Raw genomic sequence first — 21,073 nt, forward strand, 5'->3', positions numbered from 1 at the left:
CCCTTTCGTTTCACTGCACAGGATGGCCGCCATGAGCGCAGCGTTGACCCCGGGCTTTATGGTGTTGCAAGGCAATCAGTTGGAGAGCCTGCGCGATGTGCTGTTGCAGTGGCTGGCCAGTCAACCGTTAGCGCCGCTGGAAAACGAAGTTCTGCTGGTGCAAAGCAACGGTATTGCGCAGTGGTTTAAGCAGGCGTTGGCGCAAAGCCCGGCGCGCGGCGGGGTGGGCATCAGCGCCGCCTTAGAGGCGCAGTTGCCGGCGCAGTTTATGTGGCAGGCCTACCGCGCGGTGCTGGGTAAAGACGCTGTGCCTAAGCACTCGCCGTTCGATAAAGCGCGGCTAACCTGGCGCATTCTGCGGGTCTTGCCCACCTTATTGACGCGCGCCAGTTTTGCCCCGCTGCGCGATTTTTTGGGCGACGACCCCGAGCTACGCAAACGCCACCAACTGGCCGAGCGCTTGGCTGATCTGTACGACCAATATCAGGTCTACCGTGCCGACTGGCTGAATGATTGGGCACAAAGCCTGTGGCAAACCAACGATGCCCTCGGTCACGCGCAGCCCTTGGCCGAAGATCAGCGTTGGCAGGCCGAGTTATGGGCCACCTTGCAAGACGACGTCCCCGCCGCCAGCCGTGACAGCCATCGCGCGGCGCTGCATCAGCGTTTTGTTCAGGCGCTGACGGACGCCCCGCAGCGGCCGGTCGGCTTGCCGCGGCGCATCGTGGTGTTTGGTATTTCATCGCTGGCGCAAAGCCTGCTTGAGGCACTCGCCGCGCTGGGGCGGCATTGCCAAGTGATTTTGGCGGTACAAAACCCTTGCCAGCACTTTTGGGCCGACATCATCGAGCACCGCGAGTTACTGCGCGCCGCGCAACGCCGTCAAGCGCTGAAACCGGGGATGCCCACCGTCCTCGCCGAAGCAGAGCTGCACCTGCATGCTCATCCGCTACTGGCCTCGTGGGGCAAACAGGGGCGCGACTATATTCGCCTGCTCGACCAGTTCGATCAGCCAGAACACTACCGCCACGCATTCAACGCCGAGCGCATCGACCTGTTTATCCCGCGCAGCGAACCGCACTTATTGGCCCAGCTTCACAACGCCATTCTCGACCTGGCGCCGACCCCAAGCAGCCCCGCCGTGCTGGCACAAGTAGACGACAGCGTGCGGTTTATTCAGGCGCACAGCCGCCAGCGCGAGGTTGAAATCTTGCACGACAAGCTGCTGGCGTTATTCGCCCAGCACGCGCAAGCCGGCACGGCGCTCGAGCCGCGCGAGGTGATCGTGATGCTGCCGGATGTCGAGCAATACGCCCCGCACGTGCAAGCGGTATTCGGCCAGTACGCGCAACAAGATCCGCGTTTTATCCCCTTCACCTTGGCCGACCAAAACCAACGCGGCCGCCTGCCCCTGCTGCAAGCCTTGGAGCAACTGCTGGAGCTCCCGCAAGCCCGCTGCCGGGTGAGCGATGTGCTGACCTTGCTGGATGTACCGGCGCTACGAAAACGCTTTGATCTGCACGAAAGCAGCCTGCCGCAGCTGAAACGCTGGGTCGAAGGCGCGGGCATACGCTGGGGGCTGGATGCCAGCCAACGCGCCGCGCTGGGCTTACCGGATGACCTAGAGCAGAACACCTGGGCCTTTGGTCTGGAGCGCTTGCTGCTCGGTTATTTGGCCGGCAACGGCGCGCCGTGGGCGGATATTGAGCCTTACGCGGAAGTCGGCGGGCTGGATGCCGCCGCCCTCGGTCCGCTGCTCGACTTGCTCGCGCAGCTGCGTCACTACAGCGGTGAGCTGGCCAACGCCGCCAACCCCGAGACCTGGGCCGCGCGCTTAACCCAGCTGTTGGATGACCTGTTCAGCGCCGCCGACGACAGCGACGAGCAACTGCTAGCCAGCCTGCGTCAACACCTAGAGCACTGGCAGCAGGCGTGCGCCGAGGCGCGTCTTGATGAGCCGCTGCCCTTGGCCGTGGTGCGGGAGGCGTGGCTAGCCGCGGTGGATGCCCCCAACCTGAGCCAGCGGTTTTTGGCCGGCAGCGTGAACTTTTGCACCCTGATGCCGATGCGCGCCATTCCGTTTCGGGTGATTGCCTTGCTCGGCATGAATGACGGCGACTACCCACGCAGCCGCGCGCCGCTGGAGTTTGATCTGATGGGCAAGCCCGGGCATTACCGCCCCGGCGATCGCTCGCGCCGCGAAGACGACCGCTACTTATTCTTAGAAGCCTTGCTCGCCGCCCGCGACCATTTACTGCTCAGCTGGATCGGCCATGACGTGCGTGACAACAGCGAGCGTCCGCCCTCGGTGCTGGTCGCACAATTGCAAGATGACCTGCGCGCACGCTTTGCCCTAGCCGACGACCAACCGCTGCTAGAGGCCTTGAGCGAAAGCCATCCGCTACAACCGTTCAGCCGCCGCTACTTTGCTGATGAGGCCAAACCCGCGTGGCTGTTCAGCTATGCCCGTGAGTGGCAGCAGCTGCACCAAACACAGCGCGAAGCCGCGCCGCAGCAAGCACTCGCGCCGCTGACCGCAGGCGGCAGCGTGACCTTGCGCCAGCTCGGGCAGTTTTTACGCAACCCCGTTCGCCACTTTTACCAGCAACGCTTAGGGGTCAATTTTGACGAGCCGGAGGTAACCAGCGCCGACCTAGAACCCTTCGCCCTAGACGGCCTGAGCCGTCATCAACTGCAACAACAGCTGCTCGATCACGCCTTAGCCGCCCCGCTGGCCGAGCAACAGGCCGTGGTCAGCGCCCGCTTACAACGCCTGCAAGGGCAGGGCGTGCTGCCGCTGGGCGGTTTTGCCGAACTCAACCGCGACAGCCTGCACGCCCCGCTGAGCCAATTACTCGAACACTGGCAGTTGTTGTGTCAGCACTGGCCGCAACCACTGCCCGCACAAGAGCTGCTGTTTGAGCACGGCGCGTGGCGCGTTGAAGACTGGCTGGAGCATTGCCAACAAAGCCCTGACCAGCAGCGCGCGCGCCTGCTGCACAGCCTGAGCCGGCTACTCAACAAAGGCAGCCTGCGTGTAGAAAAACTGCTCGATGCGTGGCTCGCGCACGTCTTAAGTCACGCCCAAGGCCAAGCCTTAAGCACGTGGATTGCCAGCCCCGACACCCTGGTCGAACTCACCCCGCTGCCACAAGCCATGGCGCGCGACTACCTCACACAGCTGTTGGACTTGTACCAGCAAGGCTTGTGCGAACCGCTGCCCGTGGCGCAACACAGCGCGCTGGTTTACCTCGCACAGCTCGCCGAAAAGGATGAGCCATACGCTCTGGGCAAGGCCGCCAGCACCTACGACAACGGTCATCAAAGCGGCGAAGTCGGCCGCTGCGCCTATTTAAGCCACGCCTATCCGGACTTTGCCGCGCTCAACGCCAGCGAGCGCTTTGCCGCACTGGCCGAGCAACTCTACGGCGCGTTATTGACCAGCGCCCATAGCATCAACCCCAGCGAATGGGAGTCTCGCGCATGAGCGAACTACTCAACCCGTTAACCTTCCCGCTGCTGGGCAATCGCCTGATTGAAGCCAGCGCCGGCACCGGCAAAACCTTCACCATCGCCGCGCTGTATTTGCGCTTGGTGCTCGGCCCGCAAGTCGCCGATAGCGAACAACTGCCCGCATTGCAGCCGCGACAAATCTTGGTAGTGACCTTCACCAAAGCCGCCACCGAAGAATTGCGCGGGCGCATTCGCGAGCGCCTGCAACACGCGGCACAAGCCTTTCGCGCCAAAGCAGCCGGCCAACCCAGCAACGCCGATGCCCTGCTGCAAGGCCTGCTCGACGAGTACCCTGTGGCCGCGTGCGCCGGTGCCGGGCGACAACTGCAGTTAGCCGCGGACAGCATGGACGAAGCGGCGGTGTTCACCATCCACAGTTGGGCGCAGCGGATGCTGCGCGAGCATGCCTTCGACAGCGGCAGCTTGTTCACCCAAGAGCTCGACAGCGACGACCAGACGCTCGCCTTGGATGCCGCGCGCGATTATTGGCGCAGCTTTTTTTATCCGCTATCGAGTGCGCTCGCCAGCGCGATTCAAGGCGAGTGCGCCAATCCCGAAACGCTGCTCAGCGCGGTGCGCCCGCTGCTCAACCCCGAACTGCTGGTACAGCATCAAGGCCAGCCGTTAACCCACGCCGACAGCGCCAGCATTGAGCCGCTGCTCGCCCCCTTGCTCGACTGGCAAGCCCGCGCCAGCAGCGCCATGCACGACTGGCAACACAGCTGGCAGCAACACGCCGTCGAGGTGCGCGCGCAGCTGTATCAAGGCGTGGAGCAGGGCGTGTTCAACGGCAACAAAGTGAAAGACGCGTACCTTGATAGCCGCTTAGCCCTCCTTGAGCGTTGGACGAGCGAGGGCGGCACGCTGGATAAAACCACCTTAGACGCGCTGGATAAACTCACCCCCAGCTACCTCGCTAGCGCGCTGAAAAAGGGCAAGACCTTCGCCGCGCCGCTGCCGCTGGCCAAGCTCGACCGCCTGCTGACATTGCTCGCCGAACAACCGGTGTTCTGGCCCGAACTGCGCCTGCATGCCGCGCGCTGGATTGGTCAACGCATCGAGCGCGACAAGCAGCGCCTAGCGCAACTCGACTTTGATGACTTGCTGCTCCGCCTCGACCGCGCCCTGCGCAGCCCTGCCGGCGCACGCTTGGCTCAGGCGATGGCCGAGCAGTTTCCGGCGGCGATGATCGATGAATTCCAAGACACCGACCCCGTGCAACTGCGCCTGTTCAACGCCATCTACCAACAGCGCGCCCGCACGGCGCTGCTGCTGATTGGTGATCCCAAACAAGCGATTTACGCCTTTCGCGGTGCCGACATTCACACCTACCTGCACGCCCGCGAGCAAGCGCTACAGCCGCACTACACCCTAGGCACCAACTATCGCTCCAGCCAAGCCATGGTCGACGCCTGCAATGCGCTGTTTACCCAAGCAGAAAGCCAGCTGCCTGACGGCGCCTTCAACTTTGCCAATCACGGTCTGCCGTTTCATGCGGTGCAAGCCCACGGTCGTGAGGATGTCTGGCATGTCGATGGCCACACCCCAGCCGCGCTGACCTGCTGGCACTTAGGCGAGCAGCCCAACAAAGAACATTACTTGCAGCAAATGAGCGAAGCCTGCGCCAGCGAAATCGTCCGCTTGCTGAGCTTGGCCGAGCAAGGCCGAGCGGGCTTTATGCGCGCGGGCCAACTGACACCGCTGCGCCCCAGCGACGTCGCCATCTTGGTGCGCACCGGCCGCGAAGCCGCCCGAGTGCGCGACTCCTTGCGCGTGCGCGGCGTGCGCAGTGTGTATTTGTCCGAGCGCGACTCGGTGTACGCCAGCGCCGAAGCGCACGATGTGCTGCTGTGCTTGCGTGCGGCCGCCGAACCCAGCCATCCACGTGCCTTGCGCGCCGCGCTCGGCTGCGGCTTATTGGGGCGACAATGGGCCGAGTTAGATGCGCTCAATCACAACGAAGACTTGTGGGAGGTCGAGCTCAGCCGTTTTGCCGACTTGCACCGCCTATGGCGCAGCCAAGGCGTGCTGAGCATGCTGTACCGCCTACTGCGCGACTTCAGCGTGCCCGAGCGGCTGTTGGCCAATGCCCAACGCGGCGGCGAGCGCAGCCTGACCAACGTGCTGCAATTGGCCGAACTCCTGCAGCAAGCCGCCGCCGGTTTAGAAGGCGAGGGCGCGCTGCTGCGCCATTTGGGCGAGCACATCGAGCTGGCGCACAGCGGCCAAAGCGGCGGTGACGAGACGCAAGTCCGCCTCGAAAGCGAGGCCGACTTGGTACAAGTCATCACCATCCACAAGTCCAAAGGCTTGGAATATCCCTTGGTGTTCTTGCCCTTTATCGCCAGCTACCGCAGCGCCACGGGCCATAACGGTTGGCGCTATCACCAAGACAACGGCCAGCAAGTGCTGGAGCTCGACAGCCATCACCCCGAGGCCAGCCAACAGGCCGAAGCCGAGCGCCTGCAAGAGGACTTGCGCCTCCTGTATGTGGCCCTGACCCGCGCGCGCCACGCTTGCTGGCTGGGACTGGCGGCGTTGCGCGTGGGCAATACCAAGAGCTCTAGCGTGCACAAAAGCGCCATCGGCTATCTGCTCGGCCACGGCCAAGCCTTGGATGACGCCAGCCTTAAGGCCGCGCTGGATACCCTGCCCGCGGCGCACACCGCCATCGCCGCGCTGCCGGAGATTAACCACAGCGTATGGCACGGCCAGCAAGCCAATAGCGCCCTGCTCGCGCCACTGACCCTCACCGCCTGGCAACCGCCGCGCTGGTGGGTGGCCAGTTACAGTGCGCTGGTGCACGCGATCGAGGGCGAACAACGCATCGGCGGCGAGCTCACCGGCGACAGCCCCGACACGGCCCAAGCGCAAACCTTGCTCGACTCCCGCGAGCTGCCGGCGACCAGTCTGCCGCACACCGGGCCGCTGGCAGACTTCCCCGCTGGCCCGCAGCCCGGCACCTTCTTACACGGACTATTGGAATGGCTTGGCGAAACCGGCTTTGCCAGCCCGGCGTCGGCGCTGCGTGACGAAATCGCCAAGCGCTGCCATAACCGCCAGTGGCAACAGTGGATCGCGCCGCTGGGCGACTGGCTCGACCAGCTGCGCCAACAAGCCTTGCCGCTGGGCGCCAGCACCCTGTGTTTAGCGCAACTGCAAGCACCGCACTATCAGGTGGAAATGGAGTTCTGGCTGGGTATCGAGCACGTCGACACCCAGCAACTCGACCAACTGATCTGCCAACACATTCACCCAGGCATCGCCCGCCCAGCGCTAGCGCGAGAAACCCTCAACGGCATGCTCAAAGGCTTTATCGACTTGGTGTTTATGCACGATGGGCGCTATTACGTGGCCGACTACAAATCCAACCGCCTGCCGGGGTTCGCTACCGAGGCCATGCGCGCCGTGGTGCTGGAAAAACGCTACGACCTGCAATACCTGCTGTACACCTTGGCCCTGCACCGACTGTTAAAAACCCGCCTGCCCGACTACCGCTATGCCGAGCACATGGGCGGCGCGGTGTATTTGTTTTTGCGCGGTCTCGACGAGCAAGGCAACGGTCTGTACCACGTACTGCCGCCCGAGCCGCTGATCGAAGCGTTGGACGCCCTGTTTGCCGCCGAGGAGCCACAGAATGTTGCCTGAAGCCTTAACCGCCGTGTTCGAGCAGGCCTTGGCTTGCCGCGGCCTGCGCCGGCTAGATCGCGCCGTGGCGCAATTTCTTGCCGATCAAGGTGAGCAAGACCCGAAAGTGCTGCTGGCCGCCGCGCTGACCAGCGCACAACTGGGCCACGGCCACACCTGCCTCGACCTCAACCGCGCCCTGCGTGACAGCGAGCGCCTGCTGTACGCCGAGCAGCCGCCCAGCCCCGAGCAAGCGCACTGGCTGCCCGACTGGAACGTTGCGCAGTGGTGCGCCGCCCTCAGCGCCTCCCGCGTGGTGGCGACAGCCACCGATGCCTTTACTGACGCGCACCCTGATCGTCCGCTGGTGCTGTGCGGTCAGCGCCTGTATTTGCGCCGCCAATGGCAGTACGAAAGCCACATTGCTGCCGCCATCGAGCAACGCCTGCACGCCGAGCCGCTACCCGCCGCCGTGCTGCGCGAACAGGTACAACCGCTGTTTAACGGCAGCGCTCAGCAACCGGACTGGCAACACATCGCCTGTGCGCTGGCCGCACGCAGTGCCTTCGCGGTGATCACCGGCGGCCCCGGCACCGGCAAAACCACCACCGTGGTGCGCCTGCTCGCCGTGTTGCAAACGCAAGCACTGGCCAGCGGCAGCGGCAAACTGCGCATCCGCTTGGCGGCCCCCACCGGCAAAGCTGCGGCGCGCTTGAATGAATCGATTGCTGGGGCTATCGCCGCCCTGCCAGTCAGCGCAGCGATCCGCGCCAGCATTCCCGCTGAAGTCAGCACCTTGCACCGTTTGCTCGGCCCGCTGCCCGACAGCCGGCAGTTTCGCCACCACGCCGGCAATCCCCTGCATCTGGATGTGTTGGTGATCGACGAAGCGTCAATGATCGACCTAGAAATGATGGCGCACGTGCTCGCCGCCCTGCCTAACAGCGCCCGCTTGGTGTTGTTAGGCGATAAAGACCAGTTAGCCTCGGTGGAGGCCGGCGCGGTACTGGGCGACTTGTGCGCCGCCGCCGAGGCCGGCGGTTACAGCGCCGCCACCTGCGCGTGGGTGGCGGAGGCCTGCGCTGCAGACATCCAGCCTTGGCAAGCGCCGCACACCCCGCGTGCGCTGGATCAACAAGTCGCCATGCTGCGGCACAGCCACCGTTTTGATAGCCAGAGCGGCATCGGCCAACTGGCCAGCGCGGTCAACCAAGGCCGACTGACGTTATCCGCCTTCAACAGCGACGACGCCCGCTTAATCACCTTAAGCGGCGAGCACGACGCGCAACTCGAACAACTGTGCTTGGCCGAGGACGGCTATCGCGGCTATCTCAGCGCCCTGCGCCACGCCCCTGGCAACGATGCGGATGAGGCTCAATGGCACGATTGGGCCTTGCAGCGCCTAAACGACTTTGGCCGTTTTCAACTGCTGACCCCGCTCCGCCAAGGGCCGTGGGGCGTCGAAGGGCTCAACCTGCGCATCGCCAACAGCTTGCTGCATGCCGGCCTACTCAGCGCCGCCCAAGGTTGGTACGCCGGCCGCCCCGTGCTGATGACGCACAACGACTACAGCCTAGGGCTGATGAACGGCGATGTCGGCATTACCCTGAACTGGCGCGACGAGGGCCTGCGCGTGGCGTTTAAGGTCGACGGCGCGCTGAAGCTGGTGCGCCCCAGCCGTTTGCCCGAAGCGCAAACGGTGTTCGCCATGACCGTGCACAAGTCGCAAGGCTCGGAGTTCAACCACACCGCCTTGGTGCTACCGCCCGAACCCAGCCCGCTACTGACCCGCGAACTGCTCTACACCGGCATCACCCGCGCACGACAGCGCTTCACCCTGCTGACCGCCAACCCCAGCTTGCTACCCAGTGCCGCCGCCACCCGCACCGAGCGCGCCAGCGGCTTGGCTGAGCGTTTTGCCTAACGGGCTGATACTGCGCACGCTCAATGCGCGTGGGCTTTCATCACCTGTGCCATAGTGCGGTAGACCTCGAGCCAGGCCTCGCGCAGCGAATCATTCCAGTGCTCGCCGAGGCCTGTCTTTAAGGTGTAGAGCAGGGCATTGCCGACGGGGGTGTAATCTGCGGCTTTCACGCCGTAATCCACATGCCGCGCCGCCAGCTTTTGCAGCACCGGCACGAGGCTGTCTAGATCGCTCAGGCCTCGCACGGCAAGCTTTAGCGTGCTCATCAACATGCGCCCTTGTTCATGCATATCGCCTTTAAACAGCGCACGTAGAGCCGGATCGTACTCAAACAGTTTGTCGTAAAAGATCACCGCCGCTTGGTCGGCGATGGGCTCAACCTGTTCAAAGCTGGTTTGTACCTGTTGGATTTGCTCGCGCGTGAGTGCCATGGCAGGGGGCTTCCTTGCTGATAGGGGAATCATCAGCCTAGACCCATCTGCTTAACGGCGCTGGATTAGCAACGCCAATGCGCCCAACACAATGCCCCAAAACGCCGCGCCGATACCCCACAGGCTAACGCCTGAAGCCGTCACCACAAAGGTCAGTAGCGCCGGCTCACGCTGGCGCTCATCGACCAAGGCTTGATGCAGACCATTGCCGACGCTGCCCAGTAAGGCGATGCCGGCGATACCCAGCACCAACTCGCGCGGAAAGGCCATAAACAGCGCGCCGACGGAAGCGCCCAGCACGCCCAAGAGCAAGTACAACACCCCGGCAAAACTACTGGCCAAGTAGCGCTTACGCGGATCAGGGTGGGCATCCGGGCTGATGCACAGAGCCGCCGTGATGGCGGACAAGTTCAAGCTAAACGCACCGAACGGGGCCAACAACAGGTTCAAGCCACCGGTGGTGCTGATCAAAGACGACACCGGCACCGGATAGCCGCCGCCACGCAGCGCGGCAACGCCGGGCAAGTTTTGCGACGCCATGGTGACTAAGAACAGTGGCAGACCCACGCCCAACAGCACCGGCCATGCAAACTCCGGTGTGACCCACACTGGGGTGGCCAGCTGGATGCTGAGTAACTCGCTGCGCAATGTCCCTTGGCTGGCGCTTAACAACACGCCTACGGCAAAACTAAACACCACGGCATAGCGCGGCTGGAGCCGACGCATCAGCAGATACACCGCCAGCATCGGCAGCAATAACGTCCACGCTTGGGGCAGCAGCTCAAAGGCATGCAGGGTGAATTGCAATAAAATACCGGCCAGCAACGCCGCGCCAAGAGACTGCGGAATCACCTCCAGCAGCCGCGCAAACACGCCCGTCACCCCGCATAGCCAAATCAGCAGGGCACTGAATAGAAACGCGCCCGTGGCCTGCGCCAAGCTGACATCTCCAGCAGCGGCAATCAACAGCGCCGCCCCAGGCGTGGACCACGCCACGTTGATCGGCGCGCGGTACTTGATCGATAAATACAGCGCGCCCACACCCATGCCCACGCCCAAGGCCAGTAGCCACGAGGCGATCTGCGCGCTATTGGCGCCCAAGGCGCGGGCAGCCTCAAACACCACCGCCGCAGAGCTGGTGTAGCCCACCAACACCGTGACAAATCCGGCTAATAATGGCGCCAACCAATCTGCCTGCCTTGGCAGCGCCTGCAATGTGCGCAACATAGTCCTCACGGGTCTTGCCTCTTAACTGGTCTGCGTATTCGTCCACGTCACACTAGCAGCCGGTGCGCCAAAGCCTGCGCTACAGCTGGCTAACACTTGGGCATCACACTGTGCCGCGGCGAGTAAAACAGGCCCAATCACCGTCAGGCATAGCCGTTATCACTGACAATGCTTGGCCGCCTACGCCGCGCGCAGCTACAGTGCACACTCGCATTGGTTGTAGAGGTTTATTGCGTCATGCCGCGTCAGATTCGCTTTCATCAGTTTGGCACCAGCGCCGAGTTGCGCTTAGAGGACATCAGCCTGCCAGCGCCGCGCGGCAGTGAAGTGCTGTTGGATGTGCGTGCCATCGCGCTGAACTGGGGCGACATCCTGCGTCGCCAAAACCTCTCCGGCGACTCGGTACAGCTGCCGGCCAGCATGGGCTATGAAGTGTGCGGCATCGTGCGCGCGGTCGGCCCTGAGGTCAGCGATTTAACCGTCGGCCAACGGGTGGCGAGTATTCCCGCACACGACCTTAATCTGTATCCGGGTTACGGCGAGCAAGCGCTGATCCCGCGGGCGGCCTTATTGCCTGTGCATGACAGCCTGCGTGACAACCAAGCCGCCGGCTTTTACACGCCGATGTTGAGCATGTATTTGGCCCTGACCGAGCTGGTGCGCCTCAAGCCTGAACAAAGCGTGCTGGTCACCGCCGCCAGCCAATGCCACGGCCCGGCCGCCGTGCAAATGGCCAAAGCCTTGGGTGCGCGGGTGCTGGCGGCGAGCAAGTTCAGCGATGATCAGGACTGGCTGTTGCAGCTCGGCGCCGATCGAGTAATTAACTGCGAAGAACATGATCTGCTGCTAGAGAGCGAACGCTTTACCCATGGCTTGGGCCTGGATATCGCGCTGGACGGCCAGTGCAGCACCAACCTGTGCCTGCTTGCCGAAGCGCTCGGCACCTGCGGCAAGCTGGTGCTGTACGGCTACAACGGTGGCAACGAGGCGGCCTTTCCCGCCTGCGTGACCTTTCAAAAGCACCTCCAAATTTTGCGCCACTGCATCATGGATTACAGCGGCTGCCCAGAACTCAACATTGCCGCCCAACCTGAGTTGTTACTCGCCGCGCACGCCGCCATTCATCGTCTGCTGGATGCTGGGCAGTTAAGCGCGCCGATCGAGAGCGAGTTCCCCTTCGAGCACGTGGCCGCCGCGCAAGATCATCTCGAAACCTGCCCACGTCGTGGCCGCAGTATTTTGACCATGGCATGAACGCGCAGCAGATCGAGCAAGGCTTAGTCTGTCTGCGCCTAGCCGATCCCGCGCTGGCCGCCGCGCTCGAACAGCTCGGCCCGCCACCGCCGCGCACCCGCCCAGCCGGCATGGCAACCTTGGTCAGCACCATTGTCAGCCAGCAAATATCCACCCACGCAGCAGCGGCCATTATGGGGCGAGTGCACGCGTTGTTACCGCAACTCAACGCGGCCAACGTGCTGGCCACGCCCACGCAGGCACTGCGCGATGCGGGACTGTCGCAGCGCAAAGTCGAATACGTACAGGGCTTAGCCTTGGCCGTGGTCAGCGGCGATTTGGCCCTCGACGCGCTGGACAGCCTCAGTGATGAGCAAGCCATCGCCCAGCTCAGCGCACTGCGCGGCTTTGGGCGCTGGAGTGCGGAGATTTACCTGATGTTCTCGCTGGGCCGGCAAGACTTGTTCCCCGCCGATGATCTGGCCTTACGCGTGGCCTTGGGCCGTTTACGCGGTTTGGCGGATAAGCCGACCCCCAAACACGCGCGCGCACTGACCGAATGCTGGGCGCCGTGGCGCAGCGTCGGCGCGCTGTTTTTGTGGCATTACTATCGCGGCGCACCGACCTAATCCAAATAAAAAAAGCCCCGCCAAAATGACGGGGCTTTTTTGCGCACGCAGCCGGCTTACGCCATGCGTTGACGGCTACCGGCGGCCTCTTCCGCCTCACTGGCAAACACTTGCTGCATGGCCTTCTGCCGACGCTTTTCGCTGCGGCGGATCAGGAACCAAGCAATCAAGGTGGCGAGCGACACCGAGAGCAGAATCAAGCTGGCCACGGCGTTGATCTCCGGCTTAACCCCTAAGCGCACGGCGGAGAAGATCTCCATCGGCAGGGTGGTCGAGCCTGGGCCGGACACGAAGCTGGCAAGCACCAAGTCGTCCAGCGACAAGGTGAAGGCCATCATCCAACCGGCCGCGATGGACGGCGCAATCATCGGCACGGTGATCAGCAGGAAGGTCTTCCACGGCCGCGCACCCAAATCCATCGCCGCTTCCTCGATCGACAGATCAAGCTCTTTCAGCCGCGACGACACCACCACCGCCACATACGAGGCCGTGAACGAGGTGTGCGCAATCCAGATGGTGGTCAGACCCCGTTGACCCGGCCAACCAATCAGTTGGCCCATGGCGACGAACAACAGCAGCAACGACAGACCGGTAATCACCTCAGGCATCACCAAGGGGGCGGTGACTAAGCCGGAGAAGAAGGTCTTACCGCGAAAGCGGCGCATGCGCGTCATCACAAAGGCGGCGAGGGTGCCGATGATCACCGCCGAACAGGAGGTGAAAAACGCCACCTGCAAGCTGCGCCACACCGAGTTCATCAGCTGGGTGTTATCCAGCAAGCCCACATACCAATGGATCGACCAGCCACCCCACACGGTCACCAGCTTGCTGGCGTTGAACGAGTAGATGACCAAGATCACCATCGGTAAGTAGATGAAGAACAGGCCGAGCAGCAGCATGACCTTGGGTACGTCCCAGCGCTTCATAGCCGGCCCTCCAGTTCTTTCTGCTGATTACGGTTAAACAAGATGATGGGGATAATCAAAATGCCCAACATGATCACCGCCAGCGCCGATGCCACCGGCCAGTCACGGTTGTTGAAGAACTCTTGCCACAACACCTTACCGATCATCAGAGTCTCGGGGCCGCCAAGCAGCTCAGGGATCACAAACTCGCCCACCGCCGGGATAAACACCAGCATGCAGCCCGCGTAAATACCGTTTTTCGACAGCGGCACCGTGATGCGCCAGAAGCTGGTGATACGGCTCGCGCCGAGGTCACTGGCCGCCTCCAGCAGGCTCATGTCGTGTTTCACCAAGTTGGCGTACAGCGGCAAGATCATGAACGGCAGGTACGAATAGACAATGCCCAAGTACACCGCAAAGTCGGTGTTGAGCATCTGAATCGGGCTATCGATCAGGCCTATGCTCATCAAGGTGCTGTTGATCAGCCCGTTCTTCGACAACAAGCCCATCCACGCGTACACGCGAATCAGGATCGCAGTCCACGTTGGCATCATGATCAACAACAGCAACACGGTTTGCTGTTCTTTATTGGCCCGCGCAATGGCGTAAGCCATCGGGTAGCCAATCAGCAAGCACAGCAGGGTGCTGATGGTGGCGATCTTGATCGAGCCTAGGTAGGCGGCGATGTACAGCTCATCTTCGGTAAGAAAGATGTAGTTGCCCAAGTTGAGGGTGACTTGCACCACCTGATCAACGTAGGAGAACACCTCGGAATAGGGCGGGATCGCCACTTCCGCTTCAGCAAAGCTGATTTTCAGTACGATGATGAACGGCATTAAGAAGAACAAGCCGAGCCACAGCAGCGGCATGCCGATTACATAGTGCCGGCCCTTGGGCAAGCGACGCGTGAGGGATTTAATGTTCATGAGCGCAGTGCCACCCCGCTGTCGTCTTCCCAGTAGACAAACACTTCATCGCCCCACGACGGGCGACCCGCGCGGCGCTCGGTGTTGGCAATAAACGACTGCACCAACATGCCCGACTGCAGCTTGATGTAGTACACCGAGTGGCCGCCCAAGTAGGCGATATCGTGCACTTTGCCGGTGAACCAGTTGTGTTCGCAGTCTGGCTTTTGCGCGGTAATCAGCAGCTTTTCCGGGCGAATTGCATAGCTGATGCTCTTGTCCTGCACCGACGTACTGACGCCGTGACCAACAAAAATCGGGCGCTCCAGTTGTGGACACTGGATGATGGCGTGGTCTTCCATATCGACCACCACTTCGCCGTCGAACAGGTTGACGTTACCGATAAACTCGGCGACCAAACGGCTGCTGGGGCTCTCGTAGATGTCCACCGGACTGCCCACCTGCGCAATCCACCCCATGTGCATGATGGCGATGCGCTGAGCCATGGTCATGGCTTCTTCTTGGTCGTGGGTGACCATGATGCAGGTCACGCCGACGTTTTCGATGATGTCGACCAGCTCTAACTGCATTTGCGAACGCAGCTTTTTATCCAGCGCGCCCATGGGCTCATCGAGCAGCAGCAATTTGGGGCGCTTAGCCAACGAACGCGCCAAGGCCACGCGCTGACGCTGACCACCCGACAACTGATGCGGCTTGCGGCGGGCGTACTGGGTCATGTGCACCAGCTTGAGCATATCCGCCACGCGCTCGGCGATTTCCGCTTTGGGCATGCCGTCTTGCTTGAGGCCAAAGGCAATGTTTTGCTCCACGCTCATGTGCGGGAACAGCGCATAGCTTTGGAACATCATGTTGATCGGCCGCTCGTAGGGCGGCATATCGGTGATGTCCTGACCGTCGACATAAATGCGCCCGTCGGTGGGGCGTTCGAAGCCGGCCAACATGCGCAATAGGGTGGATTTACCCGAACCGGAACCGCCGAGCAGGGCGAAAATTTCACCCTTGTTAATGGTCAGGGACACATCGTCCACGGCCACGGTCTCGTCGAACTTCTTCGTTACCCGGTCGATTTTCACCAGCACTTCTTTCTGGCTGGCTTGGCCCGCAGGGGCATTATTGTTGGCACCGGTGGCTATAGCCATCACTCACTCCCAAGACTAACTATGCCCAGCACTGGCCGAGCGGTCGAAAAGGTACGAAGCCTGTTGCTTCGTTGCAACGTGTCACCGCGATGCGGCAAGCCCGACGCACGGGCGGCGCGCGGAGCGGTTGTTCCAGCCACAGGCACAGCCCGTCGCCACAAGGTGGCAGCGCGGGGGGATGCGGCAGGAAACAATGGGTCGTTCTGGCTAAGCCCGCTGAGTGCAGAGGGTGCGACGGCAGCGCGGCGGTCGAGGTCGACGGCGGCGGCGCGGATAGTAGCGGCAGCCAGAGAAAAATCGAAGAGGGGGCGGGATAATTTAACCGCCGAAACCGGAGAAAACACCGGTAACAGCACCGAACAAGCAGCCAACGCGGGCGGATCTAAGGCCCAAGGCACGTGCACACAATCCCAGAATAGGCCGCAGCGCCGTGGTGACTGCATCGCCAGCACGGTGTTTTTTAGCCCACAGGCAGCGGGCAGGGCGGTATAAGAACCCTGTTGCATCCGGCCTCCCACCATGACTGCGGCGGCAGGCATGGGTTGCGTTAACGGTTCGTGTTCAGTGCAGAACAATCCTGAATCGGTAAGCACCGCAGCCGCACAACGCGGCCGCGGTACTCAGGGCTTACTTGCCCGACTTCACTTTGGTCCAGCTGCGCGTGATCACGCGGTAAATCTTCTGCGGCAGCTCCGCGAAGGTGTACAGCTTGGCCATGGTGGCGTCGTCTGGGTAGATCGCCTTGTTGTTACGGATCGGCTCATCCACCAGCGGGGTCGCCGCTTTGTTGCCGTTGGGGTACGACACGTAGTTGGAGATCGGGGCGATCACTTCTGGCTGGAGCAGATAGTTCAAGAACAAGTGCGCCGACTCGCTGTTCTTGGTGTCTGCCGGAATGGCCAGCATGTCGAACCAAGACGCCGCGCCTTCTTTGGGAATCACGTAGTTAACCACGGTGCCGTTACCGGCTTCTTCGGCACGGTCACGCGCTTGGAACACGTCGCCCGACCAACCCACGGCCACGCAGATGTTGCCGTTGGCCAAGTCAGAGATGTACTTGGAGCTGTGGAAGTAGGTCACGTGCGGACGAATCTTCAGCAGCAACTCTTCGGCCTTCTTGTAGTCGGCCTTGTTGGTGCTGTTCGGGTCCAGACCCAAGTAGTGCAGGGCAGCCGGGACGATTTCCGTTGGGGCATCCAACAGGGCCACGCCGCACTTGGACAGCTTCTCGATGTTCTCCGGCTTGAAGATCACATCCCACGAATCAATGGTGTCGACGCCCAGCGCTGCTTTGACCTTGGCAGGGTTGTAGCCGATACCGGTGGTGCCCCACAGGTAGGGGTAAGCGTATTGGTTGCCCGGATCGTTGACGTCCAAGGCTTTGAGCAGGTCCTTGTTCAGGTTGTCCCAATTGCTCAGCTTGGACTTGTCCAGCTTCTGGAAGACACCCGCCTTGATTTGCTTGGCCAAGAACTGGCCCGACGGTACCACCACGTCGTAGCCGGTGCTGCCAGAAAGCAGCTTGGCTTCTAGCACTTCGTTGGAGTCGAACACGTCGTAGACCACACGAATGCCGGTCTCTTTCTGGAAGTTATCCAGCGTGTCTTCGGCGATGTAGTCAGACCAGTTATAAACGTGCAGCACTTTTTCATCGGCTTGCGCCGCAGTAGCGGCGGCTGCCGTGAGCGACAGTGCCATCAGGGTCTTGGCAAACATTTTCATGCAGGTAGCTCCTCGTTATTGTTGCTATGTCCAGCAGGTGTGCGTGGGGTCACCTACCGTGAGCCTGGCCTACGCACTCGCGCAAGTCTGGCAAGCCGCGTGGCGTTGCTCAAGCGTTCAGTTCTGCCCAAGTGGCATCCAAGGCTTGGCGCGCCAACGCAACCAGTTCATCAATCTGCTCGCAGGTGATCACCAGTGGCGGCGAAATAATCATAGTGTCGCCCACCGCTCGCATCACCAGCCCACTGCTAAAGCAATGTTCACGACAGCGCATCCCTGTGTTGCCGCCGGCAAAACGCTCACGCGTTTGCTTGTTTTTGACCAGCTCGAGCGCAGCCACTAGGCCTACGCTACGGGCTTCACCCACCAACGGGTGATCGGCCAACTCGGCCCATTTCTTCTGCAAATAGGGTGCCGTCTCAGCTTTAACCCGCTCGACGATTTTTTCGCTTTTGAGAATGCGCAGATTCTCCAGCGCCACCGCCGCCGCCACGGGATGCCCTGAATAGGTATAGCCGTGATAGAACTCGCCGCCTTGCTCGGTGAGCACGTTAGCCACGCGATCGCCCACCAGCACGGCGCCCATGGGCAGGTAACCACTGGTCATGCCTTTGGCCACCGGCATCAAGTCCGGCTGCAGGTCATAGTACTGGCTGCCAAACCATTCGCCGGTGCGGCCAAAGCCGCAGATCACTTCATCGACCACCAGGAGGATGTCGTACTTGGCCAGCACCTTTTTGATCGTCGGCCAGTAGGTGTCCGGCGGAATGATCACGCCGCCCGCGCCTTGAATCGGCTCGGCAATAAAAGCGGCCACCTTGTCGGCGCCGATCTGTTGAATCTTTTTATCCAGCTGCTCGGCCGCCCACACGCCGAACTCATCGGGGGTCATATCGCCGCCTTCGCCATACCAATACGGCTGCGGGATATGGTCGATGTAAGCAATCGGCAGATCACCTTGGCTGTGCATGGCTTTCATGCCACCTAAGCTGGCGCCAGCCACGGTAGAGCCGTGATAGCCGTTTTCGCGGCCGATGATCCATTTCTTTTCAGGCTGGCCTTGGCATGCCCAAAAATGGCGCGCCATGCGCAACACCGTGTCGTTGGACTCCGAGCCTGAGCCGGTAAAAAACACCTTGCGCATGCCCTTGGGCGCCACGCTGGCGATTTCGCTGGCCAGCTCAATCGCCGGCACGTGCACGGTTTGAAAGAACAGGTTGTAGAACGGCAGCTCTTGCATTTGTTTGGCGGCGGCGTCGACTAACTCTTGACGGCCGTAGCCGACGTTGACGCACCACAAGCCGGCCATGCCGTCGAGAATCTTGTGCCCTTCGCTGTCCCAAATATAAATGCCGTCGGCACGGGTAATCACCCGCGCGCCCTTAGCGTTCAACGCTTGATAGTCAGTGAACGGCGGCAGCACATGCTCGCGGCATTGCGCTTGTAGGGTTTGGGTCGATACCGCAGCCTTCTGGCTCATAGGGCACCTCGTGGCCTTTGTTGTTTTGGGGCGCCGCCGGACTCTTCGTGAGATGGGGCTGCGAGGCTTGGCTTGTGGCCAGCACCCGCGGAACAAACGGCGCCGCACATCCCAGTGCGGCGTTAGGTGTGGGTTACACCGAGAACTGCAGGAACTCGCGCTCCCAAGAGCTGATCACGCGCTTGAAGTTTTCTTGCTCAGCGCGTTTGACGGCGACGAAGCCAGTGACGAATTTTTCGCCCAAGTACTTCTTCACTGTCTTGTTGTCTTCCATGCGCTCCAACGCGGCCTCTAAGGTCAGCGGCAGGCGCAAGCTGCGGCGCTCGTAACCGCGACCTTTAACCGGCGCACTAGGCTTTAAACCTTCAACCATGCCGATGTAGCCGCACAGCAAGCTGGCCGCAATCGCCAAGTAAGGGTTGCAATCTGCGCCGGCTAAGCGGTTTTCGACCCGACGGTTTTGTGGGCTGGAATCTGGCACGCGCAAGCCGACGGTGCGGTTTTCTTCACCCCACTCCACGTTGACCGGCGCGGAGGTGTCCGGCAAAAAGCGCCGGAATGAATTCACGTTAGGCGCAAACAGCGGCAGCATCGCGGGGATGTATTTCTGCAGGCCGCCGATGTGGTTGAGGAACAACTCACTCATACCGCCATCTTCTGCGGCGAAGATATTTTGCCCCGTGGCGATATCGACAATGCTTTGGTGCAAGTGCATGGCACTGCCGGGCTCGTCGGTGATCGGCTTAGCCATAAAGGTCGCCGCTACATCGTGCTTGAGCGCGGCCTCGCGCATGGTGCGTTTAAACACCAAGATCTGGTCGGCCAACTGCAACGGGTCGCCGTGACGGAAGTTGATCTCCATCTGCGCAGGGCCTTCTTCGTGGATTAGGGTATCCAGATCGAGGCCTTGCAGCTCACACCAGTCGTACATGTCTTCAAACAGCGGGTCGAACTCGTTGGCCGCCTCAATCGAGAACGACTGACGGCCGGTTTCTGGGCGACCCGAGCGACCAATCGGCACTTCCAGTGGGAAATCCGGATCGCTGCTGCGCTTGGTCAGGTAAAACTCCATCTCCGGCGCCACAATCGGCTGCCAACCTTTATCGGCGTAGAGTTTGAGCACCTTTTTTAAGATGTTGCGCGGCGACAACTCGATGGGGTTGCCCTGCTTATCGAAGGTGTCGTGAAACACCATCGCCGTTGGCTCGATCGCCCATGGCACCGGGTACACGGCGTTTTCGTCCGGACGACAGACCATGTCGATATCCGCTTCATCGAGCAACTCGTAATAGGTGTCGTCTTCGACGTAGTCACCGGTCACGGTTTGCAGCAGCACGCTTTCAGGTAAGCGCATGCCTTTTTCATCGAGAAACTTATTGGTCGGGGAAATCTTGCCGCGCGGAATGCCGGTTAAGTCGCTGACCAGACACTCCACTTCGGTGATCTGGTTGCTCTTAAGCCATTCGCTTAATTGTTTGATCGCAATATCCATAACAGAGGCTCAACGTTGGCTGGCACGTTCCTGACAAGCCTTACCAAAGGCTTGGAAAATGGCCAGGTAATTCGGGTTTTCGGTGACTTTCCATTCCGGATGCCACTGCACGCCCAAAGCAAAAGTGCGTGCGTTCGCGATTGAGAAGGCCTCAATCAAACCGTCGGGAGCGCGAGCCTCAGTGCGCAGACCAGGGGCGAGTTGATCGACCCCTTGGCCGTGAATCGAGTTGACCCGGAATGTCTCCGGCAGACCAAGGCCCGCCATGACCCCTCCGGGATCAACATGAACATCGTGTGCCGGACCGTATTGCACATCCAGCGGTTGATCTTGCGGTTCGCGATGATCCATCAACTCCGGCACTTCATGCACTTTTTGATGCAAGGTGCCGCCATAGGCGACGTTCATCTCTTGGAAGCCACGACAAATCCCCAGCACCGGCACGCCCGCGGCAATGGCGGCACGAATCAAGGGCAGGGTGGTCGCATCACGCGCGGGGTCATGTTGGGTGCCCTCCGCGCTGGGCGAGCCTTTATAATGGTGCGGCTCAACATTCGACGGTGAGCCGGTAAACAGCAAACCATCGAGCTGCGCCAGCAATTGCGCGGTTGGCAGCAAATCACTGAGCGCTGGAATCACTAACGGCAGACCACCGGCACCCAAAGAGACCGCGCGTACATACTTATCCCCTGCTATATGAAAGGGGTGCTTGCCAATTTGGCTAGTGCACGCAGTAACGCCGATAACGGGTAGGCGAGTGGCTGACATGATCCAAGGGCCTCGAGGGCTTTTGCTGAATGTGAGCCGAGCTTAGCCTTGTTCATT

Annotated in this window: 14 protein-coding genes; 5 read left to right on the forward strand and 9 right to left on the reverse strand. The window is 61.3% G+C overall.

Annotated elements, in window-relative coordinates; translation table 11 throughout:
• The first annotated feature begins 22 nt into the window (after positions 1–22).
• The 3 genes from recC to recD are packed head-to-tail and all read left to right on the forward strand — an operon-like array spanning position 23 to position 9,064.
• Positions 23–3,487: an exodeoxyribonuclease V subunit gamma gene (gene recC, locus MKI83_RS08905; protein ID WP_370867376.1), complete on the forward strand. Its 3,465-nt coding sequence runs from the start codon at positions 23–25 to the stop codon at positions 3,485–3,487.
• A complete protein-coding gene (gene recB / locus MKI83_RS08910) occupies positions 3,484–7,161 on the forward strand; it encodes an exodeoxyribonuclease V subunit beta (protein ID WP_241585013.1) in 3,678 nt (1,225 codons plus the stop codon). The genes recC and recB overlap by 4 nt, the downstream gene beginning before the upstream one ends.
• Positions 7,151–9,064 carry an exodeoxyribonuclease V subunit alpha gene (recD, locus tag MKI83_RS08915; RefSeq protein ID WP_241585014.1) on the forward strand — a complete coding sequence of 638 codons (1,914 nt, stop codon included), beginning with the start codon at positions 7,151–7,153 and terminating at the stop codon, positions 9,062–9,064. Before recB ends, recD begins: the two co-directional genes overlap by 11 nt.
• A gap of 20 nt (positions 9,065–9,084) precedes the next feature.
• Here the strand turns inward: recD and MKI83_RS08920 are convergent, their stop codons facing one another.
• Entirely contained in the window at positions 9,085–9,495 is a 411-nt protein-coding gene (locus tag MKI83_RS08920; RefSeq protein WP_241585015.1) for a globin family protein, read from the reverse strand.
• A 51-nt stretch (positions 9,496–9,546) separates the two neighbouring features.
• Positions 9,547–10,722 carry a benzoate/H(+) symporter BenE family transporter gene (locus tag MKI83_RS08925; RefSeq protein ID WP_241585016.1) on the reverse strand — a complete coding sequence of 392 codons (1,176 nt, stop codon included), beginning with the start codon at positions 10,720–10,722 and terminating at the stop codon, positions 9,547–9,549.
• Between the two features lie 237 nt (positions 10,723–10,959).
• On the opposite strand from MKI83_RS08925, the gene MKI83_RS08930 reads away from it, so the two are divergent.
• Both MKI83_RS08930 and MKI83_RS08935 read left to right on the forward strand, forming a co-directional pair.
• Positions 10,960–11,976: a zinc-dependent alcohol dehydrogenase family protein gene (locus MKI83_RS08930; protein ID WP_241585017.1), complete on the forward strand. Its 1,017-nt coding sequence runs from the start codon at positions 10,960–10,962 to the stop codon at positions 11,974–11,976.
• Positions 11,973–12,584, forward strand: coding sequence for a DNA-3-methyladenine glycosylase family protein (locus MKI83_RS08935; RefSeq protein ID WP_241585018.1), 612 nt, complete (start codon positions 11,973–11,975; stop codon positions 12,582–12,584). Before MKI83_RS08930 ends, MKI83_RS08935 begins: the two co-directional genes overlap by 4 nt.
• 56 nt (positions 12,585–12,640) lie before the next feature.
• Here MKI83_RS08935 and MKI83_RS08940 read toward each other — a convergent pair whose 3' ends face one another.
• The 7 genes from MKI83_RS08940 to MKI83_RS08970 form a co-directional block, all read right to left on the reverse strand.
• Positions 12,641–13,510 carry an ABC transporter permease subunit gene (locus tag MKI83_RS08940; protein WP_241585019.1) on the reverse strand — a complete coding sequence of 290 codons (870 nt, stop codon included), beginning with the start codon at positions 13,508–13,510 and terminating at the stop codon, positions 12,641–12,643.
• Positions 13,507–14,415, reverse strand: coding sequence for an ABC transporter permease subunit (locus tag MKI83_RS08945; RefSeq protein ID WP_272493035.1), 909 nt, complete (start codon positions 14,413–14,415; stop codon positions 13,507–13,509). Before MKI83_RS08945 ends, MKI83_RS08940 begins: the two co-directional genes overlap by 4 nt.
• Positions 14,412–15,554 carry a polyamine ABC transporter ATP-binding protein gene (potA, locus tag MKI83_RS08950; protein ID WP_241585020.1) on the reverse strand — a complete coding sequence of 381 codons (1,143 nt, stop codon included), beginning with the start codon at positions 15,552–15,554 and terminating at the stop codon, positions 14,412–14,414. Before potA ends, MKI83_RS08945 begins: the two co-directional genes overlap by 4 nt.
• 627 nt (positions 15,555–16,181) lie before the next feature.
• A complete protein-coding gene (locus tag MKI83_RS08955; protein WP_241585022.1) occupies positions 16,182–17,276 on the reverse strand; it encodes a polyamine ABC transporter substrate-binding protein in 1,095 nt (364 codons plus the stop codon).
• Positions 17,277–17,385: 109 nt separating this feature from the next.
• Positions 17,386–18,756: an aspartate aminotransferase family protein gene (locus MKI83_RS08960; RefSeq protein WP_241585024.1), complete on the reverse strand. Its 1,371-nt coding sequence runs from the start codon at positions 18,754–18,756 to the stop codon at positions 17,386–17,388.
• Positions 18,757–18,889: 133 nt separating this feature from the next.
• Positions 18,890–20,248: a glutamine synthetase family protein gene (locus MKI83_RS08965; protein ID WP_241585026.1), complete on the reverse strand. Its 1,359-nt coding sequence runs from the start codon at positions 20,246–20,248 to the stop codon at positions 18,890–18,892.
• A gap of 9 nt (positions 20,249–20,257) precedes the next feature.
• Positions 20,258–21,016: a gamma-glutamyl-gamma-aminobutyrate hydrolase family protein gene (locus MKI83_RS08970; protein ID WP_241585028.1), complete on the reverse strand. Its 759-nt coding sequence runs from the start codon at positions 21,014–21,016 to the stop codon at positions 20,258–20,260.
• Positions 21,017–21,073 lie beyond the last annotated feature (57 nt).

Source organism: Atopomonas sediminilitoris (assembly GCF_022601735.1).
Taxonomy (GTDB): domain Bacteria; phylum Pseudomonadota; class Gammaproteobacteria; order Pseudomonadales; family Pseudomonadaceae; genus Atopomonas; species Atopomonas sediminilitoris.

Excerpts from the sequence above, each read along its gene's own strand:
- recC (WP_370867376.1), top strand. The coding sequence starts at position 23 with ATGGCCGCCATGAGCGCAGCGTTGACCCCGGGCTTTATGGTGTTGCAA.
- recB (WP_241585013.1), top strand. The coding sequence starts at position 3,484 with ATGAGCGAACTACTCAACCCGTTAACCTTCCCGCTGCTGGGCAATCGC.
- recD (WP_241585014.1), top strand. The coding sequence starts at position 7,151 with ATGTTGCCTGAAGCCTTAACCGCCGTGTTCGAGCAGGCCTTGGCTTGC.
- MKI83_RS08920 (WP_241585015.1), bottom strand. The coding sequence starts at position 9,495 with ATGGCACTCACGCGCGAGCAAATCCAACAGGTACAAACCAGCTTTGAA.
- MKI83_RS08925 (WP_241585016.1), bottom strand. The coding sequence starts at position 10,722 with ATGTTGCGCACATTGCAGGCGCTGCCAAGGCAGGCAGATTGGTTGGCG.
- MKI83_RS08930 (WP_241585017.1), top strand. The coding sequence starts at position 10,960 with ATGCCGCGTCAGATTCGCTTTCATCAGTTTGGCACCAGCGCCGAGTTG.
- MKI83_RS08935 (WP_241585018.1), top strand. The coding sequence starts at position 11,973 with ATGAACGCGCAGCAGATCGAGCAAGGCTTAGTCTGTCTGCGCCTAGCC.
- MKI83_RS08940 (WP_241585019.1), bottom strand. The coding sequence starts at position 13,510 with ATGAAGCGCTGGGACGTACCCAAGGTCATGCTGCTGCTCGGCCTGTTC.
- MKI83_RS08945 (WP_272493035.1), bottom strand. The coding sequence starts at position 14,415 with ATGAACATTAAATCCCTCACGCGTCGCTTGCCCAAGGGCCGGCACTAT.
- potA (WP_241585020.1), bottom strand. The coding sequence starts at position 15,554 with ATGGCTATAGCCACCGGTGCCAACAATAATGCCCCTGCGGGCCAAGCC.
- MKI83_RS08955 (WP_241585022.1), bottom strand. The coding sequence starts at position 17,276 with ATGAAAATGTTTGCCAAGACCCTGATGGCACTGTCGCTCACGGCAGCC.
- MKI83_RS08960 (WP_241585024.1), bottom strand. The coding sequence starts at position 18,756 with ATGAGCCAGAAGGCTGCGGTATCGACCCAAACCCTACAAGCGCAATGC.
- MKI83_RS08965 (WP_241585026.1), bottom strand. The coding sequence starts at position 20,248 with ATGGATATTGCGATCAAACAATTAAGCGAATGGCTTAAGAGCAACCAG.
- MKI83_RS08970 (WP_241585028.1), bottom strand. The coding sequence starts at position 21,016 with ATGTCAGCCACTCGCCTACCCGTTATCGGCGTTACTGCGTGCACTAGC.